The following is a 23,748-nucleotide window of genomic DNA, read 5'->3' on the forward strand; positions in this document are numbered from 1 at the left end:
ACGGTATGTTTTTCTTTTTTTTTCAGATGTGGGGACAATGTGATACACTATGAGTGACGAGATACAGGAAATCCTGAAAATCCCGGAATCTCCGGTAATTGAAATTGTAGACGACCTGGTACAGGTATATAAAGAGTATATGGTCATAAAAGCAGCACTGAAACGAGATCTGTTTTCTTGGCTTTCGGAGAATGGCCCTGCAACTCCAGAAAAAATCGCTGTCGGAGCCGGTATCCGGCCGGAATTTATGACAAGCCTCCTTGGTATGCTGTATTATCTTGATATGGTTCGCAAAAACGGAGATGAGTATGCGATTTCTCCTGCAGCACGGATGCATTTTGTCAAAAACAGTCCGTTCTACCAGGGGGATTATATCATGAATATCGCTGCAGATGATTCACCATGGAAGGATATTGATGTGTTTCTTACACATCCGGAGAAGAAACAGACATTTGACACCCTGTCAGCGGAGTCAGTTCGTTCAGAGGCGAATCTTGCCCTTCGGGGAACAATACAGAATGTGATAAATATACTGAAGACCTGGGATGGATTTTTATCTGCCAGATCGTTTTTGGAGGTTCAGAGTGGTCATGGTCTGTATGCCATAGCTGCCTGTCAGAATAATCCGAAGATGACAGCGACGGTTCTGACAGGTTCTGTTGATCCTTCTTTTGCAGAAGAGAATATCGAAAAATTCGGAATGAAAAACCGGATTCAGGTTGTTTCAGGTGATATTGAATCATACCAGGGATCTGCATCTGACATCGTTCTTGTTGCTCATGTACTGTATTCACATATAGGGACATTGCCCGCAATCCTTTCCAAATTAGCATCCATGATCTCCCAAGGGGGCCTGTTCCTGTCAAATCACTGGTTTTCCTCTCCCCCGGTTGGAACAGGTATGCAAGGACTGTATGAACTAGAACTTGCAATTCATAACCGGTATCATCAGCTCCCGGATAAACGAGAATTCGAAAAATTATGTGATGATTGTGGTCTGATTATCCGCCAGTCAGGAGTTATCAGGTCACGGTATGGAGAGTCCTCTCTTCATCTGGCTCAGAAGAGTAATGGACAGTTACTTAACACTGTATGAAGAATAACCATGAAGGAGAGTATCATGCCCCGCCCAGAACAAGAAGGATATACCCCTTTTAGCACCTTAACTGATGCAGAGCTGAAAGAAGCGATGCTGAAACACATCAAAATGGGATATATTTTAAAATTCCCCGGAAAATCAAAGGAAGCAGAACAGGTTTCTCAGGACATTATAAATCGCCTTACGATTGAACAGATGAAGGAGATTAATCCTCATACGTTTTTCTTCAACAAACCGGGGAGTGAAAAACCGAAAAATCCCTATGATCTGGCTATTGAGCTTCTTGGAGAATAAGAGGATTCTGACAAAATTTTTTCATTTTTAGGTCTTTTGATTATGATATCTCAACGCACTCTGACCATGATAACTCACCGGTCAATTGAAGAAGGTATCGCCATGGAGAAAGGGAAACAATCCAGGGAGTATTTTGATGCCTGTAGTGTTATTGAAATGAATGACCTTGATATGCTCCGGATGGGGATTGAAGAAGATTCTCCGGTTAGAGTTGTCAGTGAGTGCGGTGAAGTTGTAGTCACTGCCATTATCGGAATACAGGAACTCCCACCAGGCATGTGTCACATCAGACAAGGGGTCTGGGCAAACCAGATTGTTCCGATAAGAACCCAGTCAACTGGTGTTCCGCAGTACAGCGGGTTTCCGGTTACTGTAACCCCGGCCCCTGAATTACAAGTCAGGAGTGCTCGTGATCTGATATGTGAATCGGTTGGAATGTGGAGGGAAGATGGTGAAAATTCTTGAAGGAATCGGGTGTCCATATTGTGGGTGCTCCTGTGATGATGTCAGAGTAGTCGTTTCTGATGATGGAAAAAAGATCCTGGAGGTTGAAAATGCCTGTGCGATAGGGACAGAAATTTTTCTTCAGGCTACAAACCATGAGCGGATTACCCGGCCACGCCTCCGTCAGCCGGATGGGAGTTTCAGTGAAATTTCTTACGAGGAGGCCATTGATTTTGCTGCAAAAGCCATCCTGAACGCTAAAAAGCCCCTGATGTACGGATTTGGATCGACAACCTGTGAAGCACAGCGGGCAGCAGCACAACTGATGGAAATTGGTTGCGGGATTTTGGATAATTGTGCCTCTATCTGTCATGGGCCATCTCTCATGGCATTTTTTGACAATGGTCACCCGACCTGTACCCTTGGCGAGGTGAAAAACCGTGCAGATGTCATCCTGTACTGGGGGGCGAACCCGGTTCATGCCCATCCACGGCATATGTCCAGATATGCAATATATCCCTTAGGATTTTTCAAGGGAAATGGTTTTACTGAAAGAACGGTTATCGTGGTAGATCCCCGGAAAACCGACACTGCCGGGGTTGCTGATTATCACCTGCAGATCAAACAGGGCCATGATTATGATCTCTTGAATGCATTCCGGATGGTCCTGTACGGGTATGAATCTGATATTCCAGAAATGGTTGCCGGAATTCCGAAACAATCTATCCTGGAAGTCTCGAAGATTTTGAAGGGAGCAAAATTCGGTGTGTGCTTTTTTGGTATGGGCCTTACCCATACCGATGGACGAAATCACAATGTTGACATAGCAATCTCACTCATGCGGGACTTAAACGCTGTATCTAAATGGTCGATTATGGCAATGCGGGGCCATTTTAATATTGCCGGCCCAAACAGAGTATGGTGCTGGACCTATGGATTTCCCTATTGTGTTGATCTCACGAAAGGAGATTATGCTCACATGAATCCGGGGGAAACGAGTACGATTGATCTTGCCTCCCGTGACGAGATTGATCTCTTCATTAATATCGGAACCGATGCAGCGGCCCATTTTCCTATTGATGCGGTGAAAAAACTGAAAAAGCATACCTGGATAACCATTGATCCAAATGTGAGTATGGCTGCAGAAATTGCAGATCTCCACATTCCGGTTGGAATTTCCGGGGTTGAAGTTCCGGGAATTGTGTACCGGATGGATAATGTTCCGATTCAGTATCGGAAAGTAATTGATATGCCTGAAGGGATGCTATCTGATGAAGAGGTTTTAACTGGAATAGCAAACCGGTTAGAAGAGTTAATCCTTGAGAAAGCGAAAATATGCAGTCCGGATAGTTCTGAACCTATATCTTTGGAATCAGTAATTTGTACGTAAAAAATATCTGCAAATAGCCGATTTTTCGGAATTTGAGCAGAAAACACGATAACTATTTTTCAGTAGCAATAAGGAAATTACTGAAAATTACGTAGAAAAAAAATATTTATTTTTTGAATTCCTTGATCGGGCTGGGACCAAGTTCCTTGACGGTGTTGGTAACATCTTCCATGACAGTTGCCCACTTTGCACCCTCGGATGCTGAGACAAAGGTCATACGGAAACGTCTGTCATCAAGACCGATGTTTTTAAGCAGGGACTTGATCATGAACATACGCTTTGCTGCTTTGTAGTTACCTTCAAGGTAGTGACAGTCACCAAAGTGACATCCGGAGACGAGGACACCGTCTGCACCCTCAACAAATGCCTTGAGGATGAAGAGCATGTCAACACGACCGGTACACATAACACGGATTGCACGGACCGTTGGTGGGTACTGAATACGTGCACCACCGGCAAGGTCAGCACCTGCGTAGGAACACCAGTTGCAGATGATAGCGAGAATCTGTGGTTTCCATTCGTCTGCCATTACTGTTCTCCTCCTGCAAAGAATGCATCAATCTGTGCTGCGATCTGTGGTGTGGTAAAGTGCTGCATCTTGATTGCTCCACCTGGACAGAATCCTCCACAGGTACCACAGCCTTTACACTTGGCTTCGGTAACAACCATGACGGTTCTGCCATCCTTCTCACCAAGGGCGAGTGCAGAGTATGGACAGAGGTTCACACACATTCCACAACCGGCACACAGTTCGTCAATACACATGGCAAAGTATGGCTCAAGCTCGACTTTACCCATGTGAATCGGGATAGATGCTGCTGATGCTGCACCTTCTGCCTGTGCAACTGCGTCAGGAATGTCTTTTGGACCCTGACAGACACCGGCGAGGAACACTCCTGCAGTGGTAGTTCCACAGGGGTTTAATTTCGGGTGTGCTTCAAGCATCCAGCCGTCCTGTGATGCAGATACACCGAACTTCTTCCGAAGAACGTTTGCACCTTCATTGGGCTGTGCTGCGGCTGCAAGGACAAGCAGATCGACTTCTACATCGACCGGGCGACCGAGCAGGGTATCTTCAGTATAGACGTGGAGGTTCTTGGTTGCTGGATCCTCAAGCACATTGGCGACACGTCCACGGATGAACTTGGCACCCTCATGCTGGATACGGTAGTAGAACTCCTCGTACATCTTACCAAAGGACCGGATATCCATGTAGAAGAGGTATGCAACAGCACCTGGAATCTTCTCCATGATCTGGTGAGCATGCTTGAGTGAGTACATACAACAGAACCGGGAACAGTATGGCTTTCCGATTCCGGTGTTGTCTCTGGATCCTGCACACAGCACAAATCCAACCTTCATCGGGGTCTTGCCATCGCTTGGACGGACAAGGTGACCACCGGTCGGACCGGATGCACAGATCAGACGCTCGAACTCGAGAGCATTGATGACGTTATCAAACTGCTTGTATCCCCACTCTCTCTTGTTCTCAACCGGGAAGAGTTCGTATCCGGTTGCAAGGATTGCGGTTCCGACTTTGTACTTGACAAATTCGTCCTGCATCTCAAGGTCAATTGCCTTCTTTTCACCACAGGCCTCGACACACAGACCACACTTGACACAGGAATCAAAGTCGACGGTGTAGATGAGTGGCATGACCTGGGCGTGGTAGATGTAGATAGCCTTGCGTGGTGCCATTCCCATCTCGAACGGGTTTGGCTTGATGACCGGACAGACTGCAGCACAGTCTCCACAACCATTACAGCCACCACCAACGATTCCCTTGGCAGCTGCTTCGACCGGGTTCATAACTCCACGGGCTTTCTTCCGGAGAGTGACTTCGAAGTTACCGATGTATCCTTCTACGGTCTCAACCTCATGGTAGGTCAGAAGTTCGATGTTCGGGTGACGTCCGACATCCACCATCTTTGGTGTCAGAATACACTGTGAACAGTCAAGGGTCGGGAAGGTCTTGTCAAGCTGGGACATACGGCCACCGACGGTCGGGGTCCGCTCAACCAGGTAGGTCTTGATTCCTGCACTTGCAAGGTCAAGGGCTGCCTGAATACCGGCAACTCCTGCTCCGACAACCATTGCGGTAGGCTCTACCGGAACGCTCTTTGGAACAAGGTCTTCAAGCATTGTTGCCTTTGCAACTGCCATTCTGACCTGGTCCTTTGCCTTCTCGGTTGCTTCGTCCCACATACCATGCATGTGAACCCATGAGTTCTGCTCACGGATGTTTGCCATCTCAAACCGGAATGGATTTAATCCTCCTTCCTTGGTTGCTGTACGGAAGGTTGGTTCGTGAAGACGGGGGGAACATGCTGCGACAACAACACCGGTCAGGTTGTGTTCCTTGATTGCATCATCAATCTTCTTCTGACCCGGTGTTGAGCACATGTACTGATATTCGTCAGCTACGGCGACAAAGGGAAGTGTTTTTGCGTAGTCGACGACATCTTTGATTGAGAGGGAACCGGCGATATTGGTACCACAGTGGCACAGGAAGACACCGATTCTTGGTTCAGTATTTTCTGCCATATCTTTGTCCTCCCTTAGAGCACCTTCTGCAGGAATGGTGTACAGTCGATTGCATGCAGGTCAAGTGCAAGATCCTGTGGGCTCATACCCTGGGCAAGACCAAGGAGTTCGTTGTAGTGCAGAACAGGGATGTTGTACACGTCGCCAAACTTCTCTTTGATCTCAATCTGACCACGGTCAAACTGAAGCTGACAGAATGGACATACTTCAGTGATTGCGTCAGCACCAACTTCTTTGACATTAATGAGTTTTTCATTGGTTATGTCAAGGGCATGGACAATATCATATCCACGGACACCGCCACCAGCACCACAGCACTGCATCTTGTTGCGGTACTGAACCGGTTCAGCGCCAAGTGCTGCAATGAGTTCTTCAAACCACATCGGGTTTTCAGTGTCTCCGAAATGTCTCTCTTTCTTTGGCTTCATTAAGTGACAGCCATAGTGAGCGGCAATCTTAGCACCATTGAGTGGAGTTGTGACACTGTCCTTGATCTTCTGGACCCCACAGATCTTATCATCATAATAGAGTTCTGCAAGGTGCCAGACATCAATGGTACCCTTAAATTGCATGTCAATCTCAGCAAGAACTTCATTTGTACTGTCCCGAAGTTCATCGTTGTGCTTGAGGATGTGGTTAACTTCGTAGATTGACTTGTAACAACCGTTGCAGATGAGTGCAATGTCTTTTTTCATCTCTTCTGCAAGGACGAGGTTTCGTGCTGCCATTGCGTACCAGACGTTCAGGTCAATGGATCCGAATGCACCTGGAGCAGGACAACAGCTGGCACCCTTCAGCGGGAGGAGCTTGATGCCGACCTTTTCACTGGTCTTGATGGCAGACGCCTCACAGCCGGGGTACCGGTTTGGTGCAATACACCCAAGGAAAAATGCGTATTCGTGCACGTTTAGTCACCCTTCAGAATTCTGTCTGCATTCTCTTTCAGACCATAATGGTCGATAATCTTCTGGATACCCTTGATGAATTCAGGGTATGAGTGCGTTGTCGGTGGGTCTGCAGGAAGACCAAGCTTGGTACGTGCTGCACGGTTGACGTCATTGTTTGGCACACCGTGTCCGTTGTTATAGATAAGCTGGCAGGTCTGCAGGAAGTTCTTTGGAACAATGTCACGCTTGAATGCAAGGTTTCTCATTGCCATGATAACATCGGTTGGAGCGATGTCACGTGGGCAGCGGTCTGTACAGGAATAACAGGTTGTACAGAGCCAGAGATCCGGGTCAGTCAGGGCTTCATTCTCAAGTCCAAGGACACAGCGTCTCATGAAGAGACGGATCCGGTATGAACTCCGGGGTGCTGACGGGCAGGAACCGGTACAGGTACCACACTGGTAGCACATATTTGCGATAGTTCTGCTGGTCTTGAGGATCTTCTCGGTAAACTCAGGGTTTGTATCGGTGAGATGGTACCGGCGATCTGCAAGTTTTTTGTCCAGTTCTGGAATGTTATATGATTTTGCAGCCATAAGACACCTCTATTACTGGCTTACCGCCTTTAATTCAACAGAACCGGCCAGGGATGACTGTTCTTTGACCTTGGAAGTTCTTGGAGTGAAGAGTTTTTCCTTGATCTTCTTAAAGAGGTCAGTCTCTTTGCCTTTGATCTTCACGCTGTCACGGCGGAGGTAGATGATATCCTCTCCCGGACAGGCATGGACACAGGCTCCACACAGGATACAGAAGTCCGGATTTACTGCAATATTTGCCTCTATTTGTCCCTTCATATCCTTTGCAGGCTTTGGTGTCGGGAGATAAATGGCATTTGCCGGGCAAACATCAACACAGGTGGAACATCCTCCCGGACATTTCTCTGCATGGAACGTGATCTCTCCTTCAAAGATCTTGTTCACAGTAATAGCTTCGGTCGGACAGTTGATTGCACACCAGCGGCATGTACAACAGTCTTCCTCGATGATGTTGACGTTTCCAAGTTTTTTCTGTCCGACAACAGTCCGTGTAACCTTGATTGCCTCAGATGGACATGCTTCTGCACAGACATTACATCCGTCACAGTATGCCTCATCCCAGATAACTTCACCCTCAACAGCTCCCTTTTCAGGGCTGAAGGGCTTGTGGAGCACATTGATGGCCTCACACAGGTTGCCACAGATGCCACACTTGGTACACTTTTCATCATCGACAACAAACTCAACCTTGAGATTGATGCCCTGACCTTTTGCAAGACCTTCCTTGTCCTGTCCTTCAAAGAGAGGGACATCGCGGTCTATTGCATCACGGGGACAAACATCGTCACAGATATTACATCTGACACATTTGTCTTGGTCAATTGCCGTTCCCTTGTCATATGTCGGGAATCCTTCTTTTTCAAGGATTGGCAGACGTTCTTCGCCATCAACTTTCAGAGCCAGAGCAGAGAAAGGACACATGATGACACAGACACCACAGTATGAGCATTTTGTCTCATCGACACGAATGCTTGCTGCATCATCAACAAGTCCTCTCCGGACTCCTCCGACTGCCCCTACTACAATTGCTTCTTCGGGACAGACTTCAGCACAGATACCACACCCGGTACAAACATCATTGTCAAGGATGAGGTTGTTTACCTGCTGGAGAAGTCTCTGCTCCATTATAACCTTAGACCCATCAGAGGTCTTGGAATACTTAGGAAACAGTGTAGACATTAAGATACCTCGGTTGTTCACGAATTCTGTTCCTGAAACGCTTATCTTTCTCCGCACCCTTCAGGCTTCAACAGCCTGGGGAGGTTGACCGGAGAGCTGAATCACATCGTATGGGCATGCATCGACACAGATTCCACAGCCTGCACAAAGTTCATACTTGACATCAAGAGAGATTGCTGCTCCATTGATGACTTTGTAGATCTTATCCGTGCTCGCCGGGTTAACCGTGAATAACTCCAGTGCATTCACTGGACATGCTACCACACAATTGTTGCAGCCGGTACAGCGTTCCATGTTTACATGAACTGCAAATGCCATATTTGTCGCACCAGCCTGATCGATTAAAATCGACTGAACAAAGGTTGTTAGAAAATATAGATAAAGGTTCTGAATTGGATATGGGAGTTTTTCATCAAAAACAGGGCGAAAGTGTGTCTTTTATGTTGACAACTCGTAGTATGTCAAAAGCAGAAGCTTATCATTCGAACCCCTATATTTCATGATAAATCATGATAAATCTGACCATTTCCGTCTGAGGTATTTTTTAAAAAACCGAAATTCACTGATCATTCAATGATTGAGTTACATTCTGACCAGTTCGTAAAAATGACATATGAAATTGATGTACGAATCCCTGAATCAAATCAATCAATCGATATTATGGTCGTTATTCATGGAAAAATGGAATAATTGGTAGTATTTTTCAGGTATTTTTCAGGAAAAAAACCCTGCGTGCCTGTATTCTCTTCAAACGCGAAAATCGACTACTATACAGCCAAATAGTGAGCACATTTTCCATTTAGGAGGGGGTCTTATGAGACTCGCCGACCTACTGCCCGCATGAACGGTCTCCATTTGCATATTTGGGTCTTCTAATATCGATTCATCCACCATAAATCATCAAAAATTCTAAAATTAGGCAAGGATTTATGTCGTCCTGAGTTGAGGATTAAAATGTAGTATGATATCTCAGATCCCGACGATTTGTCCGTACTGTGGAACCGGGTGCTCGGTAAACCTGATTGTACAGGATGGAAAAGTTGTCGGAACCAACCCGAATATCCGGTCTCCGGTAAATGAAGGAAAACTCTGTCCGAAAGGTACCTATTGCCACCAGTTTATTCATAGTCCTGACCGGCTCAAAAAACCGCTTGTCAGGAAGGGAGGAGTTTTTGTTGAAACAGACTGGGAGACTGTATATCAGTTGATAGCACAAAAATTCAAATCATATACTCCTGATGAAATCGGAGTCCTCGCATCGGCCCGGTGTACGAATGAAGACAATTATGTGCTCATGAAATTCGCCCGGGGAGTATTAAAGACAAATAATCTGGATCATTGTGCACGATTATGTCATGAAGCAACCATGACCGGTCTTACTCTCTCGTTTGGAACTGGAGCCATGACGAATTCAATCCCGGATATCGGGGAGTCTGAGTGTGTCTTTTGCCTTGGTTCCAATACTTTTGAGCAGCATCCTCTTATTGGAAGACAAATTGTCCGTGCACAGGCAGCCGGTGGGAAATTTATTTATGCTGATCCCAGGTATACTCCGACAGCGATTCAGTCAGATTTGTTTCTCCAGTTTTTCAGTGGAAGTGATGTAGCGGTTCTGAATTGTATTATGGGAGAGATTATCCGGAACGGCTGGGAAGATAAAGAGTTCATAGCTTCCCGGACACGGGAATTTGAGTCACTCAAAAAGGTAGTATTACAATCCCGGTACAGTCCCCAGAATGTCAGTCTTCTCACCGGTGTTTCAAAAGAAGATCTGCTCCTTGCTGCACAGTGGATAGGGACCTCTGCCAGTTGTACGGTTTTATATGCAATGGGTCTTTCCCAGCAGAGTGGTGGTATAAATAATGTTCGTGCTATTGCCAATCTGATGATGCTGACTGGAAATATCGGACGTCCGGGAACCGGGGTGAATGCCCTTCGCGGCCAGAATAATGTACAGGGGGCCTGTGACATGGGCTGTCTTCCTGGCTTTTTCCCAGGATACCAGCCGGTTACCGATAGCCTTATCCATAGAAAGATCGGTCGTATTTGGAAGTTTCCTGATGGGATTTGTCCACCGAAAGAAGGTCTGAATATCACGAATATCTTTCAGAGAGCCGGTGCCAGACAGAATGGGATTAAGGCATTGTTTCTGGTCGGAGAAAATCCCCTGGTAACTGAACCTGATCAGAATACCACTCTTCATGCAATCCAGAATGTGGAATTTCTTGTGGTTTCTGATATCTTCTTTACCAAGACGTGTGAATACGCCCATATTGTCCTTCCTGCAGCATGTTTTGCCGAAAAGGATGGAACGGCTACTAATACGGAGCGACGAGTCCAGCATCTGAGCAAAGCCATCAATCCACTAGGAGAAGCAAAACCTGACTGGGAGATTATCACAGATATTGCACGGGTGATGGGGTTTGAAAAACAGTTTCCCTACCACTCACCAGAAGAGATCTTTGGGGAGATTACCGAGGTCTGTGAACCATATCATGGAATGACGTATGTCCGTATCCGTCATCCGGATGGGATTTGCTGGCCATGTCCATTCGATGACCATGCAGGTACCCCAATCCTCTATAATGACAGATTTTATCACCCGGACGGGAAAGGAGTGTTCTGTCCGGTGGAATGGAAGGAACCTTCAGAGATCCCCGGTAAGGAGTTCCCGTTTCGTCTTACCTCTGGTCGGATTATCTGGCACTGGCATGCAGGGGCAATGACCCGAAGGAGTAAAAACCTGGCTGATGAGGTGAATGAGGCATATATAGAGATTCATCCCTCGGATGCATCATCTGCCAGAATTGTTGATGGTGATATGGTTCAGGTCAGATCTAGAAAAGGCCGGTTGTCCTGTAGAGCCAGGGTCGTGTCTGATATTAAGGAAGGCATGGTTTTTATGCCACTTATCTTTGATTCTGCACTGAACCGGCTTATAGGACTTCCTGATGATGTTCAAGCCGGGATATCTGAATATAAACCGATTTGTGTTGCCATTGAACCAGCTGGCGAAGAAGAGGAGGGATCATGAACGGGACTATGTTTTATGGCTGGTCTGTTGATGAGCAAATCCGGGATTCTGCAGCATCCGGCGGTCTTGTCACGGGCCTTCTGATATATCTGCTTGAGTCAGGGACGGTAGATGCGGTATGTTGCATGCAAAAAGGTGAGGATATCTATGATCCCCGCCCGGTCCTGATTACAAATCCTGATGAGATTGTATTATGCTCAGGATCCTTGTATTGTGGAAGTCTCCTGACTGCAGACTGGATTGTTCAGGCGGTCTGTGCCAATCCGGGAATGAAAATTGCTGCTGTTCTCAAGGGATGTGATGCAAAGGCAGTTATTGAACTTACCAAACGCAGCAGACTGGATCGGGACGATCTCTTTCTTATTGGCTTGAATTGTAGTGGTACGATATCTCCAACGAAGGCCCGGACTTTTATCCGGAACATATGTGGCATTCATCCTGATCTGGTTGATTCTTTTATTATCAGAAATGGAAGGGCTGTTATCCGTGCAGGCGATATCTCCCGTGAATATTCCCTGGAAAGTATTGAAGAGGAAGGATTTGGCCGGCGTGATTCATGTAAGAGATGTGATACTCCGATACCTCGCCAGTGTGATATTGTCTGTGGATCCTGGGGTCTGGTTGGTGAACATGCAGAGAATGCGACATTTGTTGAGGTATGCAGTAAAAAAGGATCTGTTTTCCTGGACGAGGCCAGAAAGAACGGATACATCACGATAATTCCTGCTGACCCTAAAGGCATTGAGGCACGTTCACGGGTAGAAGCAGCAATGCAGACATTATCTGAAAAAAAGCGGAAGATAATGTTCTCAAAAATAGGTTCAGGCCTTTCCCGGCTGACCTGGATAATGAAGGAGACCTCCCGGTGCATTAAATGTTACCAGTGTTCCCAGGCATGTCCACTCTGTTTTTGTCAGGATTGCCAGACAAAAAAGCCATGGCTGGTAAAACCTGGAGAGATCCCGCCTCCGCTGATGTTTCACCTGATCCGGTTTTCTCACATAGCTGACTCATGTATTAATTGTGGTCAGTGTCAGGACCGGTGTGCAATGGATATTCCGGTATCACTGATGATGCATGCATTACAGGCAGAACTTGAACTGATGTTCGGGTATCATCCGGGAAAACCTGGGGGAATGCCGGTGCTTGCGAAAGTAAACCAGCATGAGGAGTGGGAGCATTACTACGGAAACCGATATTATGAGATGATACGGCTTTTTAGCCAGAATGTCCTGCCTGTTGATGATGAATAAAGCAGAGCGTCCTTATTCTTCTTTTTGAAAGAGTTCTTTTGTTGATGGGAATCCGCAGACTTTGAGGACGTCTTCCTGGGTTACCAGTCGTGACTGCTGCCTTTTTGATGCGAGATCAGAGAGGTAAAAGATTGAGAGAGGAATTGAGAGCCCATAAATTTTTGCATAACTGACTTCCGGGATGTCACGGGAGAAGAAGTTCCTGATGGTGCCCCTGTCAACCACAACTCCCATTTCCTGAAGAATTCGTGCACTATGATTGAATGGATGAGCCCGGGCCAGGGTCAGGCACAGGTCGATAACTGGTGATCCAAATTTTGTATTCGGGTAAAATGGTGCCTGTGCATAGCATAATTTTCCGCAATTTTTGCAGTAATATCTGGTAACCAGGACATTGATGATCTTCTTCTCGCCATCAATGATGACGGTTGCGAACCGTTTCTTTCGCATGTCATGGTACCTGACCTCGCCATTACAGTAGGGACAATGGTCAAGCAGGGTAAATTCCATCCCCTCAATCCCTGTTAATGCATTCAGGACTACTGATGAGATAAGGGATGGAATTTTTATGCTTTTCACAACGGACCTTCCGGATATGTTCCTATATCATCTGGACAGCGGGAGTATTGAATTATCCAGTTTTGACAAGGAACCAAAAATAGTTCAGGGGATGTCTTCAATTGGATCCGGAGGGGTTGAATCATCCGTATTTGGTTGGTTCTGTTCATCATGGGTTGGAAGTTTCAGGAGTAAGAGTCTCATGATTCCTCCGCATGATTTACAGAGATAATACTCATCATGCCAACAGGAACTACATCCCCATCTTCCGCAGATGACACACTGACGAAGACCGGATAAGGGGCCTGATGTGTGACAGAGATCGCATACATACCGGGAAAACGATTCCATATCCCGGTTTGGGGGTTCATTGTCCTTCCGAACCCGCATAACCTGGTTTTTCAGGGCAGCAAACATACCGCCTGATGTATTTTGGTCGTTACTTTTTCGATTCAAGGGATTTTTCAAGTGCATCAAGTCGTGCCTCAAGTTCGGAGAGGTTTTCAATAAACTCGTTCTCAAACTTTTTCACTTCTGCAATCTTCATCTCATCTGCATCAAGGGTTGATCCCCGTTCTTCTTTGAACCGTTTCAGTTTTGGTCTGCGAACGACTCCCCATTCCTCAACAAGCTGGGCAAACCGACGGTCAAGATATTCATCCACCCTGCTCTCAACCGGTCTTCTGAGTGATACCCTGCCAGATGATCCCTGGTAGAACCAGAAGAGCAGAAATGCAACAATAAGGACGATAAGGATGATTAAAAGAATCTCAATAAGCGTCATTTCATCTGCTCCTGAAGGGCTCGTATCCGTTCCTCCATCCGATCCATCCGGTTATGAGATTCACGCTCAAAGGTTTTCAGAGAGTCAAGATCCTGTTTTACCTTGCGGTATCGTTGTGACAAATCCCTGATATCGGCAGTGGTGGAGAGCTGCCAGTCATCAATCATCAGTTTCATCCGGCGGTCAAGATATGAACTTAGGTAATTATCCATGTTCATTTTCTTGCCTCCAGGTTTGAAATTGCTTTTTCAATAGAGTCTGCACGTTTTTTAAGGAGGTCTTTTTCTATATGCAGTCTACCTACCTCATAACTTAAATAATCAAGTTTTCGTGCGTATTCACTGAGATCTGACTCGGTTACAAGTCCCCATTCTTCGATGATTGTCTCGAAATTCCGGTCAAAATATGAGTCCAGTGTCCGGTCAAATGTCGGGACTTTTGATGTGACCGGGGTGTCAAAATGGGGAATATTTTCGAAGAATTTTCTGGTACTTCCTGATGTTTCAAACATGTAACTTCACCTAAATCTTTTTTTCTTCAGATTCAATCCGGTCTATCATCAGGTCTAATTTTTCACGCTTGACATAATTTTCAAGACGCTTCAGCCTTCCCTCAATTGTCTTTTGTTTCATGAATATATCGGTTTCAAGGGTAATATTTGACTCTTCAATCTCCTTGAGTGCAGATATCTGGTCGGTTGTTAGACGTAATGCCGGCTGGACTGAGGCTGCATTGTCCTGTTTGAGGATCTGCAGTTTGTCACGTTCAAGTTCTAATTCGAGTTTTCTCGTATTCGTTCGCATCATTCTGATTTCCCTGATCATCAGGTAAATCATGACAACGATGACAAGCAGGATTGCAATCCCGATAAGGCCGTCCTGACTAAAGGAGATCTCCACAGGTTATCCCTCCAGCATCCTGGTAACAAAGCTAATCATATCAGAAGGGCCGCTGCAGTATGCAATATCGCCTTCTTTAAGGATTATATCAGGTTTTAATTCAAGTAATGCGGTTCCCCGCTGGATTGCAACCAGGTTAATCTCCGGTGGGATTGTCAGATTGCCAAATGACCGTCCGGAAGCAAATTTTACCGGGACAGCAGCACTTACTCCTTCCACGCCGGTAAGAAAGCTCCTGATCTTCTTTGCATCCTCCTGGCTTAAGGCTGAGAGACCTTTCTCAATCTCAGGGGCAAGTTTTCCGATCGGGATCTTATCCCGGATTGCATCTGCAGAACTCTTTGCAGCCTTGGTTACCTTTTCTCCGATAGGTTTTGTCTCTTCTTTGACCTTGTCGGTTAGCTCCTTTGCCTTCGTTCCTAACTGCTCTGCTGTCTCTGCTGCCCCTTTCTGAATCTTTTCTGCAGTTTCAGACAGTTTGGTTCCGATGTCCTGGGCACCTTCCTTAATCTGGGTAGCGGCAGTTTCTGCAGCTGTCCGGACCTGTTCTTCAAGAGGGATTTTTCTTTTTACATGGACATTTCCACCGTCAGGAATGCCAAGTTTTTTCAAATCTTCTCCACTGATTCGAATTGTACCCTCATCTACAAGTTCGTCTGCAAAAACCGTCAGATAAAGGGTCGCCCCTGCATCTGTACTCACTTCCACCTCAGTCTGATCCTCAATTCCCAGGATTGAAATGAGTTTTTCATGAATGCGGGCTCTTCCGTGACCGGGCATAGCCCGTTTCACTGCCTGCAGGGTAGCTTCCTCCATGTGGTTTAATCAGGTCATAACCTTTTTCAATCTTTCGGTTTATTTCAGGGGATTGTCTGGAAATAAAATCGCAATATATATTGGTTCTTCAGATCACGATCATTAATCCTTATGTGATAAGGACCCTGGGAGATTTCATATGGGAATCGAAAAGTTAATGGAAGGAAATCAGACCTTCGTCGAGAATGAATACGCAGAGAACATAGAATATTATAAGGCACTCCTGAAGGGGCAGAATCCGCATGTCATGATGATCGGGTGTTGTGACTCGCGGGTTGCCCCGGAAATTACCTGTCATGCAAAACCCGGGGAAATATTTGTTCACCGGAATATTGGGAATATCGTTCCTCCGGGAGACTGGAATATCGGAACATTTCTTGAATATGGAATTCGTCACCTGAAAGTCAATACCCTGGTCGTGTGTGGACATGAAGAGTGTGGTGCCATGAAAGCACTTGCCAGTAAGAAGAGTGGTGACGATGTTCTGATTCCGGGATGGCTCAGACATGCACATACTGCACTCCATGCAGTTGAGAGTAAGGGAGAAAAGCCGGCAGACCCAGAAGAAGCTCGTAAGTGGCAGTCTGAACTTGAGATTGAAAATGTAAAGTTACAGCTTGCAAATCTTCGCACCTATAGTGTGGTAAAGGATGCAGAAGATGCAGGAAAACTCCGGGTTGTCGGACTCTATTACCGGCTGTCAACCGCTCAGCTTGAGGTCGTCGATCCAGGCAAGCCATTAAAACAGGAATAAATCTCTCTTTTTCCCCTTTCAAGGGGTATTGGTATGTAATATTGAAAAAAGGTTTAGATTGAACCTGCCGGTGTTCCGACTGGCTGTTTCAGCTCAATGAGCATCTCTTCAATATATCCAACGGTTTTAATGGTAAGATTATTCTTTTTTGCTTCTGCAATGAGGTTTCGTGACTCTTTTGATGAGCCGTTCGAGAGAATCAGAAGATGAGTGCCGTATTCTGCCATGTGCGCGTCACGGACCAGACCTGCAGCGTTTAAATTATCCTGCCAATTTGGCTCAAACTCTTTGTATGCGATATTATTGTCCAGGGCATACTGCTTCGCAATCAGGTCTACACCAGTTGAACCACCGGTAATGATTTCATCGACACCATTCAATTCTGCGATATATTTCTCGATTTCTTTAGAAACCGTTGTAAATTTCCGGCATGTACGAGGACCGGAGATAATTAATTTTTTCATGCCCTTAATAATTATCATATCTGGTATATATGTTTTCTATTGGTTTCATCTCCAGATGTACCTGTCCCAGGAAACCTTTATCGTGTTTTTTTGTTAAACTGTAAAATCGGTTGTAAAAAACACTTCATCACAACCTTAATTTATTCTTCCATTGATTTTAGACGATATTGAACCTTCGAATGTGATGTTATGTCAGAAATATTTCTATTCATCCTGCTCTTGTATGCTCTTGCAGGTATAGTCCCTCTCTGTATACGAAAAAAACGAATATGGGAGATATCATCCCTGATAATGGGGGTTGGTGGTCTTCTTCTTGTTGTGTCCTGTCTTTTCGCTGCCCTGCACAATTACAGTATACCGGTTTTGAAGATTTCTATATCTGCATTATACCCGGTAACTTTGGGAATTGATCGGCTTTCTGCTGTTTATTCTGTTCTTCTTGGTATCCTTACTGTGGCCGTCAGTATGTACACTCCTGGATACCTTGACCGGATGCATGGAGACCGGAGAAAATACCTTGTCTCATCATTGATTCCCCTTTTTCTGGTGAGCATGCTTCTGGTCATCTTCTCACAGACTCTTATTGCATTTCTGATATTCTGGGAGATCATGGCAATTCTTTCCTTTTTCCTCGTGCTTACTGAGTATGAGGAGGCCAGGACACGGTATGCTGCTATTTTTTATCTTGCAATGACCCAGCTCTCAACCGTCTTCATCTTTTTTGGTATCATCCTGCTCAGGCTCATCACCGGTTCTTTTGCATATCCTGACAAGGTGTCCGGAAGTGATGTCCTCATTCCAGTCTCCTTCTTCTGCCTTTTTATTGGTATTGCCATCAAATCCGGGGTCATCCCATTTCATAAATGGCTGACGCATGCCCATCCGGCAGCCCCATCTCCGGTATCAGCCCTGATGTCTGGAATGATGATCAGTACAGCATTGTATGCCCTGGTCAGGGTTCTTACCCGGTTTTATGAGACTGATATATCCTGGGGATATGTCATGCTGGTCTTTGGCTGCCTGACAGCGGTTCTTGGGGTTATGTATGCCCTCAAAGAACAGGATTTGAAAGGATTGCTGGCATACTCTTCTATTGATAATACCGGAGTCGTCCTGATAGGTCTCTCGCTCTGGGTCATTTTTGCCTCATATGGTCAATTGGATATAGCGACGATGGCACTTGTCGGTGCAATCTTTCACTCAGTTAGTCATGGCATATTCAAAGGCCTTCTTTTCCTTACTGCAGGATCTGTCTGTCAGGCTGCACACACAAGAAATATTGATGAACTTGGTGGAATTCTGGTCCGGATGCCTTCCACTGGTCTGCTCTTTTTCATTGGCATTCTCTCAATATCAGCCATTCCTCCGTTTTCAGGGTTTATTGGCGAACTTCTTATTTATCAGGCCCTTATCGGCGGCCTTATGAGTCTTGATCCATATGCACAGGTTGTCATGATCATAGCTCTTGCCCTTTTCGGCCTGACCGGAGCATTGACTGTCACTACATTTGTGAAAGCCTTTGGTCTGACATTTCTTGCCCTTCCCCGGAGTTCTGGAGCAGAAAATGCCCGGGAAACCCCATTCTTTATGGTGGCAGGCCCGGCCGTACTTGCAGGGATGAGTATTGTTCTTGGAGTATGTGCCTATCACATTCTGGGGATTTTTGGATATCCTGGACTAATGCCTGATTTAAGCACGGTAGCTGTCCTCCTCCTTATCACCACATGCCTGGTGTATGGGGCAGTGTATGCCGGTGCTTCTCAAAAGACCAAGATCTCCCGGACCTGGGATTGTGGGATGCATGCTCCAGGCAGTATGAACGAATATACGGGATCTGGGTTTACTGAACCGGTTGTCAGGTTTTTCTCTCCGGTGTTCCGGACAAAAATCACTGTATCAAAACAGTACCATGATTCATTTCAGTGTCTGTTCCGGACTGGTGAGGCTGGAATTTATCTGATGAAATTCTTTGAAGAATGTCTCTATCTTCCGGTTGCACGGGGAATTGACCGGTATGCCGGGTATGTTAGTGGTCTTCAGAATGGGAGTGTTGATCGGTATGTGCTCTATGTCTTTCTCATGGTAATTGCCCTTATCATCGTACTCGGGTGGTCGTCATGAATTTCATCCCGGTTGTGTACGGGGTGCTGAATATTCTCCTGGTTCTCGGTCTGGCTCCCTTGTACATCACGGTGGTAAAAAAAGTGAAAGCACGGGTTCAAGGACGAAGAGGTCCCCGGATAATCCAAGGATATCTCAACCTTGCCAAGCTCTTCAAAAAAGAGGTCATCTACTCTGAGTATGCAAGTTTCATCTCACGGCTTGCCCCATATGCCTCACTCTCGATTCTCCTGGTTGCAGCACTTATGGTCCCCCTTGTCTGGGTACCGGATCTGGAACCGGTGACGGGGAATATCATCGTGTTTCTTTACCTGCTTGTAGCGGGCCGTCTGCTCCTGGCTTTGCTTGGTCTTGATGCAGCGAGCAGTTTTGGCGGGATGGGCAGTTCCCGTGAGATGAGCCTTTCAGCGATTATCGAGCCGGTAACCGTACTGGTCTTTGCGGCTCTTGCCTTTGTCATGGGAAGTCTTTCAATACCTGAGATGTTCCGTCATGCAGCTCTTGAGTCTCCCTCATGGTCTCCGACGATCCTGCTTCTTTGCATCTCGCTGTTTATCCTGATAATTGTTGAAACCGGTAGGATTCCGGTGGATAATCCGGAAACTCATCTTGAACTGACCATGGTTCATGAGGGGATGCTTCTTGATACCTCTGGAAGAAATCTGGCCCTCTTCGAACTCTCTCATGGAGTAAAACAGGTGCTCCTAATGGCATTGCTCATCAATATTCTGGTTCCTGCTGGATTGATGTTTGAATTTTCAGTTCCTGCCCTTATTATTGGGTGCATCCTGTTTCTTCTGAAAGGAACAGTCCTGTCCATTGGTATCGGACTCTTTGAGTCATCTTTTGCAAAAATGCGGTTCTTTCAGATACCAAACCTCTTCATGATAGCGTTCTTCTTCTCCATTCTTACGATCTTTATCGAGGTGATGATATGATTACACCCGAATCAGCCCCTGTACTGGTCAGGATCTCTCTGGTCCTGGTATTAGTATCGGCTGCATTTCTCCTCTCGTCACGAAACCTCCCTAACCTAGTCAGGATCTATCAGCTCCAGTCACTCCTATTGGTTATCATCGCCGTATTTCTGGCCGGAATTGAAGATCATGCACTATTGTTTCTGGTAGCAGGACTGACCTTTATCTCCAAAGTGTGGGGTATTCCAACCTTTATCCGGATGATACAACAGCGGATCCAGATACACCAGGATATCAGGTTCTCATATCTTCATCCGGCAGGTGCCCTGATAGTGAGTATCCTGATAATTCTCCTGGTATACACCTGTTTCTCCAGGATTCTTGATTCATTATACGAAAGCAGCAGTCTCTTCTTTCTGGGTAGTGTAATCGGAGTATCCATGGTCCTGATGGGGCTTATTGCAGTCTTCTCCCGGAAGATGGCAATTACAAAAGTCATCGGGTACCTGTCTATGGAAAACGGGGTTCTGTTGTTTGGTATGTTTGTAACCGAACTTCCCTTTATCATCGAGTTTGTCATCATGGTTGACCTGATAATCCTGGTGCTCCTGACATCGATTCTCACCGTCGGGATTGACTCATCTATTGAGGAGTATAAGGAACGAATGCAGGAGTTTCATCTTTTCACCGGTGAGGAGGCAGTCCAATGATAGCAATGACTTATCTGGTTCTGGCCGGAATCATCCTGCTGTGCCAGTTAATACAGAAGAGACACACATGGTTGAGTTATTTGAGTGTCATCCATGCTGCTGGATCAGTGCTCATAACTGTTCTTTTGATTCTCTCCCCGAATGAGTGGGAAAATGAGACTTTTTTCCTCATTGATCATGTGAATCTGTTTATCATGCTCATCACCGGCATTATCTTTACGAGTGCCAGTGTGTATGCAGTGGGGTATATTGATGGTCTTGTCAAATCAGGTGACCTTGAAAAGAGAAGTCTTCGGATTTTTTATTTTGGATTATCAACCCTGCTTCTGGTCACGACGATGGCGTTATTTTCTCCAAATGTGGCCCTGTTCTGGATATTTGCCGAACTGACGACAGTGCTCTCTGCCCTTTTGATTGCAATCCTTGCTGTCAGGGCGAATATCGATGCATCCCTGAAATACATCTTTGTCTGTTCTACTTCCATGCTGTTCTCATTTATCGGGATTATTTTTCTTTTTGAGGCTGTTCAAAATAAAACCGGGATGGGAAGTCTTGATTGGGCGGTTATTGTCCAGGAAGCTGCCGGGTGTGACAGCGGGATGATATGGATTGCCTTTGTCTTCTTCTTTATCGGGTTTGCTGCAAAGTCAGGTATTGTTCCGTTCCACACCTGGCTTCCTGAAGCCCATGCAAAGGCACCTTCAGCGGTCAGTGCGGTCCTCTCTGGTGCTATCCTGAATGTGGGAATGTATGGTATTCTTCGGATGACCGGAATAGTCCACCAGACTGAAGTTTTTGATCAAGCCTCTCTTCTTCTGCTGGTCTTTGCCATGATCACCATGTCCCTGGCCTGCCTGTCAATGCTCAGGCAGAAAAAACTCAAAGTCCTGATCGCTTTTTCGTCGATAGAAAATATGGGTTTTATTCTGCTTGGTATCGCTATTGGAGCTCCAGTGGCTCTTTTCTGGGCATTATATCATATGCTTGGTCATTCCTGCATCAAGGCCGGATTATTTTTATCTGCTGGAATACTGCATCGGCAATATAAAATTCCGACAAAAACCGGGGAAGATGAGATTGGTGATCTCTTCAGGCTTCAGCCATATGCAGCTCTCACCCTTTTTGCAGGATTTGCCGCTCTTATTGGTATGCCGGTGTTTCCCCTGTTCCTCTCAAAATTAGGAATACTCATGGCATCGGCTGAAGTCTCGATCTGGATACCTGCAGTAACGCTTCTTCTCTTTGCAATCGCGGCTACAGCCCTGGTACGATATTATCTCTCCATTATGGCCGTCCGGTTTTCAGATGGGGAAGGACCACAGCCATATCGGGCACCGTTCTCGATGGCAATCCCTATTATTGCTCTTCTTCTCCTGTCTGCTGGTATCGGGATTATCATGATCCCTGGAGAGGAGGCATTTCTCACCGCTGCTGTTGCTGATTTAGGAATGGGGGTAAGCCCATGAGTGTGATGGGATCACCTGGCCTTCCTTCATCATGGCTCATAAAATCAGATGCCACCGCGGTATATTACTCTGTGCCAGCGGAGGACCTGAAAAATATCCTTACCGCAGAACTTGCCCGTGAGTCCAGGCTTGTCTGGATTTTTTGCACCGATGAAAGCAGGACAACCGAGGTATTCAGACTCTGGTACGTGATTGAAGAGGCAGAACGGCCAGAATTTATAGTTCTTGTTGTAGATACTTCCCACCCGGAATCAATTGCCTCTCTCTATCCGGTTGCCTCGTATTTTGAGCGGAAGATAGCAGATGAGTTTGGTATCAGGTTTGAAGGATCTGTTGACGAGAGAAGACTGTTGCTCCATGAATGTTACCCGGAAGGATTTTATCCACTGCGAAAAACCACAAAAAATGGCCCGGTTCAGACTACTGAAAAGACTGCTCCTTATGAATTCAGACAGGTACAGGGAACTGCTGTGTATCAGGTTCCGGTCGGTCCGGTTCATGCCGGGATTATTGAACCTGGTCATTTCAGGTTCTCTGTCATTGGTGAGACAATTGTCAACCTTGAGCTCAGGCTTGGGTACCTGCACCGGGGAATTGAAAAACTGGCTGAAGGATCCGATCCTTTCTCTGGGATCCGGATTGCAGAATCCATATCCGGAGATGAATCTGCGGCACTTGCCTGTTGCTATGCAATGGCTATAGAAACGATTGCATCCATCCGTATTCCTGATCGGGCTGCTGCTCTCCGGGTTATTCTGCTTGAACTGGAACGGTCATACTCTCTCCTTTCTGATCTTGCCGGAATGGTGACCGATGTTGCATTCTCTGCAGCAGCGGCCAGGTTTTTAATCATCCGGGAAGAACTCCAGCGATCATGTGAAATGATCACCGGTTCACGGTTTTTAAAAGGTATACTTACAGTTGGTGGCCTGTCACGGGACATTCCGGATGATCTTCTTATGGCACTCAAAGACACGGTCATACAATCTCTCGTGGATCTTGATGAGGTTTTTACCTGGACATTATCTGTCCCATCGGTGATTGACCGGTTTTCAACAACCGGTGTTGTCAGAGAACCTCTGATTGATCCACTTGCTCTTTCCGGACCCATTGCACGGGCAAGTGGAAGAGCATGTGATGTCAGGGCTGATCACCCCTATGGCTGGTATCTGGCTCATCCGCCGTGCGTTATATTCAAGAGGGATGGCGATGTGCTGGCCCGGTTTTCAGTTAAAGGAGAAGAGATTCGTGCATCTCTTACCCTAATCAAGGAGATGATTCCTGATATTCCAAAAGGACCGGTTCATGTTACTGCCACGATTCGGGATGGATTTAGCTTATCAGCACTTGAATCTCCCCGTGGACGGACCCTCTTCTGGATTAAAGTCATTGATGGCAAAATTGACCGGTTTGCGGTCTCAACCGCGTCGTTTTGTAACTGGCTTGCAATTGAACATGCAGTTATGGGAAATATTGTCCCTGATTTCCCGGTGATAAACAAGAGTCTGAATCTATCGTATGCAGGGACTGATCTGTGAG

General features: G+C 46.1%; 26 protein-coding genes. 12 read left to right on the forward strand and 14 right to left on the reverse strand.

Annotated elements, in window-relative coordinates; genetic code table 11:
* The first annotated feature begins 49 nt into the window (after positions 1-49).
* From KSK55_RS13345 to KSK55_RS13360, 4 genes are read left to right on the forward strand one after another with little or no spacing between them, the layout of a single operon-like run.
* Positions 50-1,096: a class I SAM-dependent methyltransferase gene (locus tag KSK55_RS13345; RefSeq protein WP_218607247.1), complete on the forward strand. Its 1,047-nt coding sequence runs from the start codon at positions 50-52 to the stop codon at positions 1,094-1,096.
* A 24-nt stretch (positions 1,097-1,120) separates the two neighbouring features.
* Entirely contained in the window at positions 1,121-1,393 is a 273-nt protein-coding gene (locus tag KSK55_RS13350; protein ID WP_214420676.1) for a hypothetical protein, read from the forward strand.
* 42 nt (positions 1,394-1,435) lie between these two features.
* A complete protein-coding gene (locus KSK55_RS13355; RefSeq protein ID WP_218607248.1) occupies positions 1,436-1,858 on the forward strand; it encodes a molybdopterin dinucleotide binding domain-containing protein in 423 nt (140 codons plus the stop codon).
* On the forward strand, positions 1,842-3,227 hold the full coding sequence (locus tag KSK55_RS13360; protein ID WP_218607249.1) for a formylmethanofuran dehydrogenase subunit B: 1,386 nt from the start codon (positions 1,842-1,844) through the stop codon (positions 3,225-3,227). The genes KSK55_RS13355 and KSK55_RS13360 overlap by 17 nt, the downstream gene beginning before the upstream one ends.
* 106 nt (positions 3,228-3,333) lie before the next feature.
* Here KSK55_RS13360 and KSK55_RS13365 read toward each other — a convergent pair whose 3' ends face one another.
* Genes KSK55_RS13365 through KSK55_RS13390 form a run of 6 tightly spaced genes read right to left on the reverse strand, consistent with a single transcriptional unit; the run spans position 3,334 to position 8,751 of the window.
* A complete protein-coding gene (locus KSK55_RS13365) occupies positions 3,334-3,756 on the reverse strand; it encodes a hydrogenase iron-sulfur subunit (RefSeq protein WP_218607250.1) in 423 nt (140 codons plus the stop codon).
* The gene (locus KSK55_RS13370) at positions 3,756-5,771 is read right to left on the reverse strand and encodes a CoB--CoM heterodisulfide reductase iron-sulfur subunit A family protein (RefSeq protein ID WP_218607251.1); all 2,016 of its coding nucleotides are present in this window, start codon (positions 5,769-5,771) and stop codon (positions 3,756-3,758) included. The genes KSK55_RS13365 and KSK55_RS13370 overlap by 1 nt, the downstream gene beginning before the upstream one ends.
* A 14-nt stretch (positions 5,772-5,785) precedes the next feature.
* Positions 5,786-6,676, reverse strand: coding sequence for a CoB--CoM heterodisulfide reductase subunit B (hdrB, locus tag KSK55_RS13375; protein WP_218607252.1), 891 nt, complete (start codon positions 6,674-6,676; stop codon positions 5,786-5,788).
* Positions 6,677-6,678: 2 nt separating this feature from the next.
* Positions 6,679-7,254, reverse strand: a complete 576-nt coding sequence (hdrC, locus tag KSK55_RS13380) for a CoB--CoM heterodisulfide reductase subunit C (protein ID WP_218607253.1) — start codon at positions 7,252-7,254, stop codon at positions 6,679-6,681.
* Positions 7,255-7,266: 12 nt separating this feature from the next.
* Positions 7,267-8,433, reverse strand: a complete 1,167-nt coding sequence (locus KSK55_RS13385) for a 4Fe-4S binding protein (protein ID WP_218607254.1) — start codon at positions 8,431-8,433, stop codon at positions 7,267-7,269.
* 60 nt (positions 8,434-8,493) lie between these two features.
* Entirely contained in the window at positions 8,494-8,751 is a 258-nt protein-coding gene (locus KSK55_RS13390) for a 4Fe-4S binding protein (RefSeq protein WP_218607255.1), read from the reverse strand.
* A gap of 643 nt (positions 8,752-9,394) precedes the next feature.
* On the opposite strand from KSK55_RS13390, the gene fdhF reads away from it, so the two are divergent.
* Both fdhF and KSK55_RS13400 read left to right on the forward strand, forming a co-directional pair.
* On the forward strand, positions 9,395-11,467 hold the full coding sequence (gene fdhF, locus KSK55_RS13395) for a formate dehydrogenase subunit alpha (protein WP_218607256.1): 2,073 nt from the start codon (positions 9,395-9,397) through the stop codon (positions 11,465-11,467).
* Positions 11,464-12,720 (forward strand): Coenzyme F420 hydrogenase/dehydrogenase, beta subunit C-terminal domain, encoded by a 1,257-nt coding sequence (locus KSK55_RS13400; protein ID WP_218607257.1) that lies wholly within the window; start codon positions 11,464-11,466, stop codon positions 12,718-12,720. The genes fdhF and KSK55_RS13400 overlap by 4 nt, the downstream gene beginning before the upstream one ends.
* Before the next feature lie 12 nt (positions 12,721-12,732).
* Here the strand turns inward: KSK55_RS13400 and KSK55_RS13405 are convergent, their stop codons facing one another.
* The 7 genes from KSK55_RS13405 to KSK55_RS13435 all read right to left on the reverse strand — a co-directional run bounded on the left by KSK55_RS13405 (position 12,733) and on the right by KSK55_RS13435 (position 15,777).
* The gene (locus KSK55_RS13405) at positions 12,733-13,299 is read right to left on the reverse strand and encodes a hypothetical protein (RefSeq protein WP_214420687.1); all 567 of its coding nucleotides are present in this window, start codon (positions 13,297-13,299) and stop codon (positions 12,733-12,735) included.
* Between the two features lie 84 nt (positions 13,300-13,383).
* On the reverse strand, positions 13,384-13,752 hold the full coding sequence (locus KSK55_RS13410; RefSeq protein ID WP_218607258.1) for a hypothetical protein: 369 nt from the start codon (positions 13,750-13,752) through the stop codon (positions 13,384-13,386).
* Positions 13,718-14,062, reverse strand: a complete 345-nt coding sequence (locus KSK55_RS13415; protein WP_214420689.1) for a hypothetical protein — start codon at positions 14,060-14,062, stop codon at positions 13,718-13,720. Before KSK55_RS13415 ends, KSK55_RS13410 begins: the two co-directional genes overlap by 35 nt.
* Positions 14,059-14,274 (reverse strand): hypothetical protein, encoded by a 216-nt coding sequence (locus tag KSK55_RS13420; RefSeq protein WP_256664026.1) that lies wholly within the window; start codon positions 14,272-14,274, stop codon positions 14,059-14,061. The genes KSK55_RS13415 and KSK55_RS13420 overlap by 4 nt, the downstream gene beginning before the upstream one ends.
* A gap of 2 nt (positions 14,275-14,276) precedes the next feature.
* On the reverse strand, positions 14,277-14,573 hold the full coding sequence (locus tag KSK55_RS13425; protein ID WP_218607260.1) for a hypothetical protein: 297 nt from the start codon (positions 14,571-14,573) through the stop codon (positions 14,277-14,279).
* Positions 14,574-14,583: 10 nt separating this feature from the next.
* The gene (locus KSK55_RS13430; protein WP_214420692.1) at positions 14,584-14,961 is read right to left on the reverse strand and encodes a hypothetical protein; all 378 of its coding nucleotides are present in this window, start codon (positions 14,959-14,961) and stop codon (positions 14,584-14,586) included.
* Positions 14,962-14,964: 3 nt separating this feature from the next.
* A complete protein-coding gene (locus KSK55_RS13435) occupies positions 14,965-15,777 on the reverse strand; it encodes a hypothetical protein (protein ID WP_218607261.1) in 813 nt (270 codons plus the stop codon).
* 139 nt (positions 15,778-15,916) lie between these two features.
* On the opposite strand from KSK55_RS13435, the gene KSK55_RS13440 reads away from it, so the two are divergent.
* Positions 15,917-16,531 (forward strand): carbonic anhydrase, encoded by a 615-nt coding sequence (locus KSK55_RS13440; protein ID WP_218607262.1) that lies wholly within the window; start codon positions 15,917-15,919, stop codon positions 16,529-16,531.
* A gap of 53 nt (positions 16,532-16,584) precedes the next feature.
* On the opposite strand, the gene KSK55_RS13445 is transcribed toward KSK55_RS13440, so the two are convergent.
* Positions 16,585-16,995: a DUF2493 domain-containing protein gene (locus KSK55_RS13445; protein WP_218607263.1), complete on the reverse strand. Its 411-nt coding sequence runs from the start codon at positions 16,993-16,995 to the stop codon at positions 16,585-16,587.
* Positions 16,996-17,184: 189 nt separating this feature from the next.
* On the opposite strand from KSK55_RS13445, the gene KSK55_RS13450 reads away from it, so the two are divergent.
* The 5 genes from KSK55_RS13450 to KSK55_RS13470 are packed head-to-tail and all read left to right on the forward strand — an operon-like array spanning position 17,185 to position 23,747.
* On the forward strand, positions 17,185-19,116 hold the full coding sequence (locus KSK55_RS13450) for a proton-conducting transporter transmembrane domain-containing protein (RefSeq protein ID WP_218607264.1): 1,932 nt from the start codon (positions 17,185-17,187) through the stop codon (positions 19,114-19,116).
* Entirely contained in the window at positions 19,113-20,054 is a 942-nt protein-coding gene (locus KSK55_RS13455) for a respiratory chain complex I subunit 1 family protein (protein WP_218607265.1), read from the forward strand. The genes KSK55_RS13450 and KSK55_RS13455 overlap by 4 nt, the downstream gene beginning before the upstream one ends.
* Complete coding sequence (locus tag KSK55_RS13460; RefSeq protein WP_218607266.1) at positions 20,051-20,743, forward strand: hydrogenase subunit; 693 nt, start codon at positions 20,051-20,053, stop codon at positions 20,741-20,743. Before KSK55_RS13455 ends, KSK55_RS13460 begins: the two co-directional genes overlap by 4 nt.
* Positions 20,740-22,209: a proton-conducting transporter transmembrane domain-containing protein gene (locus KSK55_RS13465; protein WP_218607267.1), complete on the forward strand. Its 1,470-nt coding sequence runs from the start codon at positions 20,740-20,742 to the stop codon at positions 22,207-22,209. The genes KSK55_RS13460 and KSK55_RS13465 overlap by 4 nt, the downstream gene beginning before the upstream one ends.
* Positions 22,206-23,747: a hydrogenase large subunit gene (locus tag KSK55_RS13470; protein WP_218607268.1), complete on the forward strand. Its 1,542-nt coding sequence runs from the start codon at positions 22,206-22,208 to the stop codon at positions 23,745-23,747. Before KSK55_RS13465 ends, KSK55_RS13470 begins: the two co-directional genes overlap by 4 nt.
* Position 23,748: the final 1 nt, after the last annotated feature.

The sequence above is a fragment of the Methanospirillum hungatei genome (genome assembly GCF_019263745.1).
Taxonomy (GTDB): domain Archaea; phylum Halobacteriota; class Methanomicrobia; order Methanomicrobiales; family Methanospirillaceae; genus Methanospirillum; species Methanospirillum purgamenti.

Coding starts and splice junctions, on each gene's coding strand:
- KSK55_RS13345 (WP_218607247.1), top strand. CDS start 50: ATGAGTGACGAGATACAGGAAATCCTGAAAATCCCGGAATCTCCGGTA.
- KSK55_RS13350 (WP_214420676.1), top strand. CDS start 1,121: ATGCCCCGCCCAGAACAAGAAGGATATACCCCTTTTAGCACCTTAACT.
- KSK55_RS13355 (WP_218607248.1), top strand. CDS start 1,436: ATGATATCTCAACGCACTCTGACCATGATAACTCACCGGTCAATTGAA.
- KSK55_RS13360 (WP_218607249.1), top strand. CDS start 1,842: ATGGTGAAAATTCTTGAAGGAATCGGGTGTCCATATTGTGGGTGCTCC.
- KSK55_RS13365 (WP_218607250.1), bottom strand. CDS start 3,756: ATGGCAGACGAATGGAAACCACAGATTCTCGCTATCATCTGCAACTGG.
- KSK55_RS13370 (WP_218607251.1), bottom strand. CDS start 5,771: ATGGCAGAAAATACTGAACCAAGAATCGGTGTCTTCCTGTGCCACTGT.
- hdrC (WP_218607253.1), bottom strand. CDS start 7,254: ATGGCTGCAAAATCATATAACATTCCAGAACTGGACAAAAAACTTGCA.
- KSK55_RS13385 (WP_218607254.1), bottom strand. CDS start 8,433: ATGTCTACACTGTTTCCTAAGTATTCCAAGACCTCTGATGGGTCTAAG.
- KSK55_RS13390 (WP_218607255.1), bottom strand. CDS start 8,751: ATGGCATTTGCAGTTCATGTAAACATGGAACGCTGTACCGGCTGCAAC.
- fdhF (WP_218607256.1), top strand. CDS start 9,395: ATGATATCTCAGATCCCGACGATTTGTCCGTACTGTGGAACCGGGTGC.
- KSK55_RS13400 (WP_218607257.1), top strand. CDS start 11,464: ATGAACGGGACTATGTTTTATGGCTGGTCTGTTGATGAGCAAATCCGG.
- KSK55_RS13410 (WP_218607258.1), bottom strand. CDS start 13,752: ATGCACTTGAAAAATCCCTTGAATCGAAAAAGTAACGACCAAAATACA.
- KSK55_RS13415 (WP_214420689.1), bottom strand. CDS start 14,062: ATGACGCTTATTGAGATTCTTTTAATCATCCTTATCGTCCTTATTGTT.
- KSK55_RS13420 (WP_256664026.1), bottom strand. CDS start 14,274: ATGGATAATTACCTAAGTTCATATCTTGACCGCCGGATGAAACTGATG.
- KSK55_RS13425 (WP_218607260.1), bottom strand. CDS start 14,573: ATGTTTGAAACATCAGGAAGTACCAGAAAATTCTTCGAAAATATTCCC.
- KSK55_RS13435 (WP_218607261.1), bottom strand. CDS start 15,777: ATGGAGGAAGCTACCCTGCAGGCAGTGAAACGGGCTATGCCCGGTCAC.
- KSK55_RS13440 (WP_218607262.1), top strand. CDS start 15,917: ATGGGAATCGAAAAGTTAATGGAAGGAAATCAGACCTTCGTCGAGAAT.
- KSK55_RS13445 (WP_218607263.1), bottom strand. CDS start 16,995: ATGAAAAAATTAATTATCTCCGGTCCTCGTACATGCCGGAAATTTACA.
- KSK55_RS13450 (WP_218607264.1), top strand. CDS start 17,185: ATGTCAGAAATATTTCTATTCATCCTGCTCTTGTATGCTCTTGCAGGT.
- KSK55_RS13455 (WP_218607265.1), top strand. CDS start 19,113: ATGAATTTCATCCCGGTTGTGTACGGGGTGCTGAATATTCTCCTGGTT.
- KSK55_RS13460 (WP_218607266.1), top strand. CDS start 20,051: ATGATTACACCCGAATCAGCCCCTGTACTGGTCAGGATCTCTCTGGTC.
- KSK55_RS13465 (WP_218607267.1), top strand. CDS start 20,740: ATGATAGCAATGACTTATCTGGTTCTGGCCGGAATCATCCTGCTGTGC.
- KSK55_RS13470 (WP_218607268.1), top strand. CDS start 22,206: ATGAGTGTGATGGGATCACCTGGCCTTCCTTCATCATGGCTCATAAAA.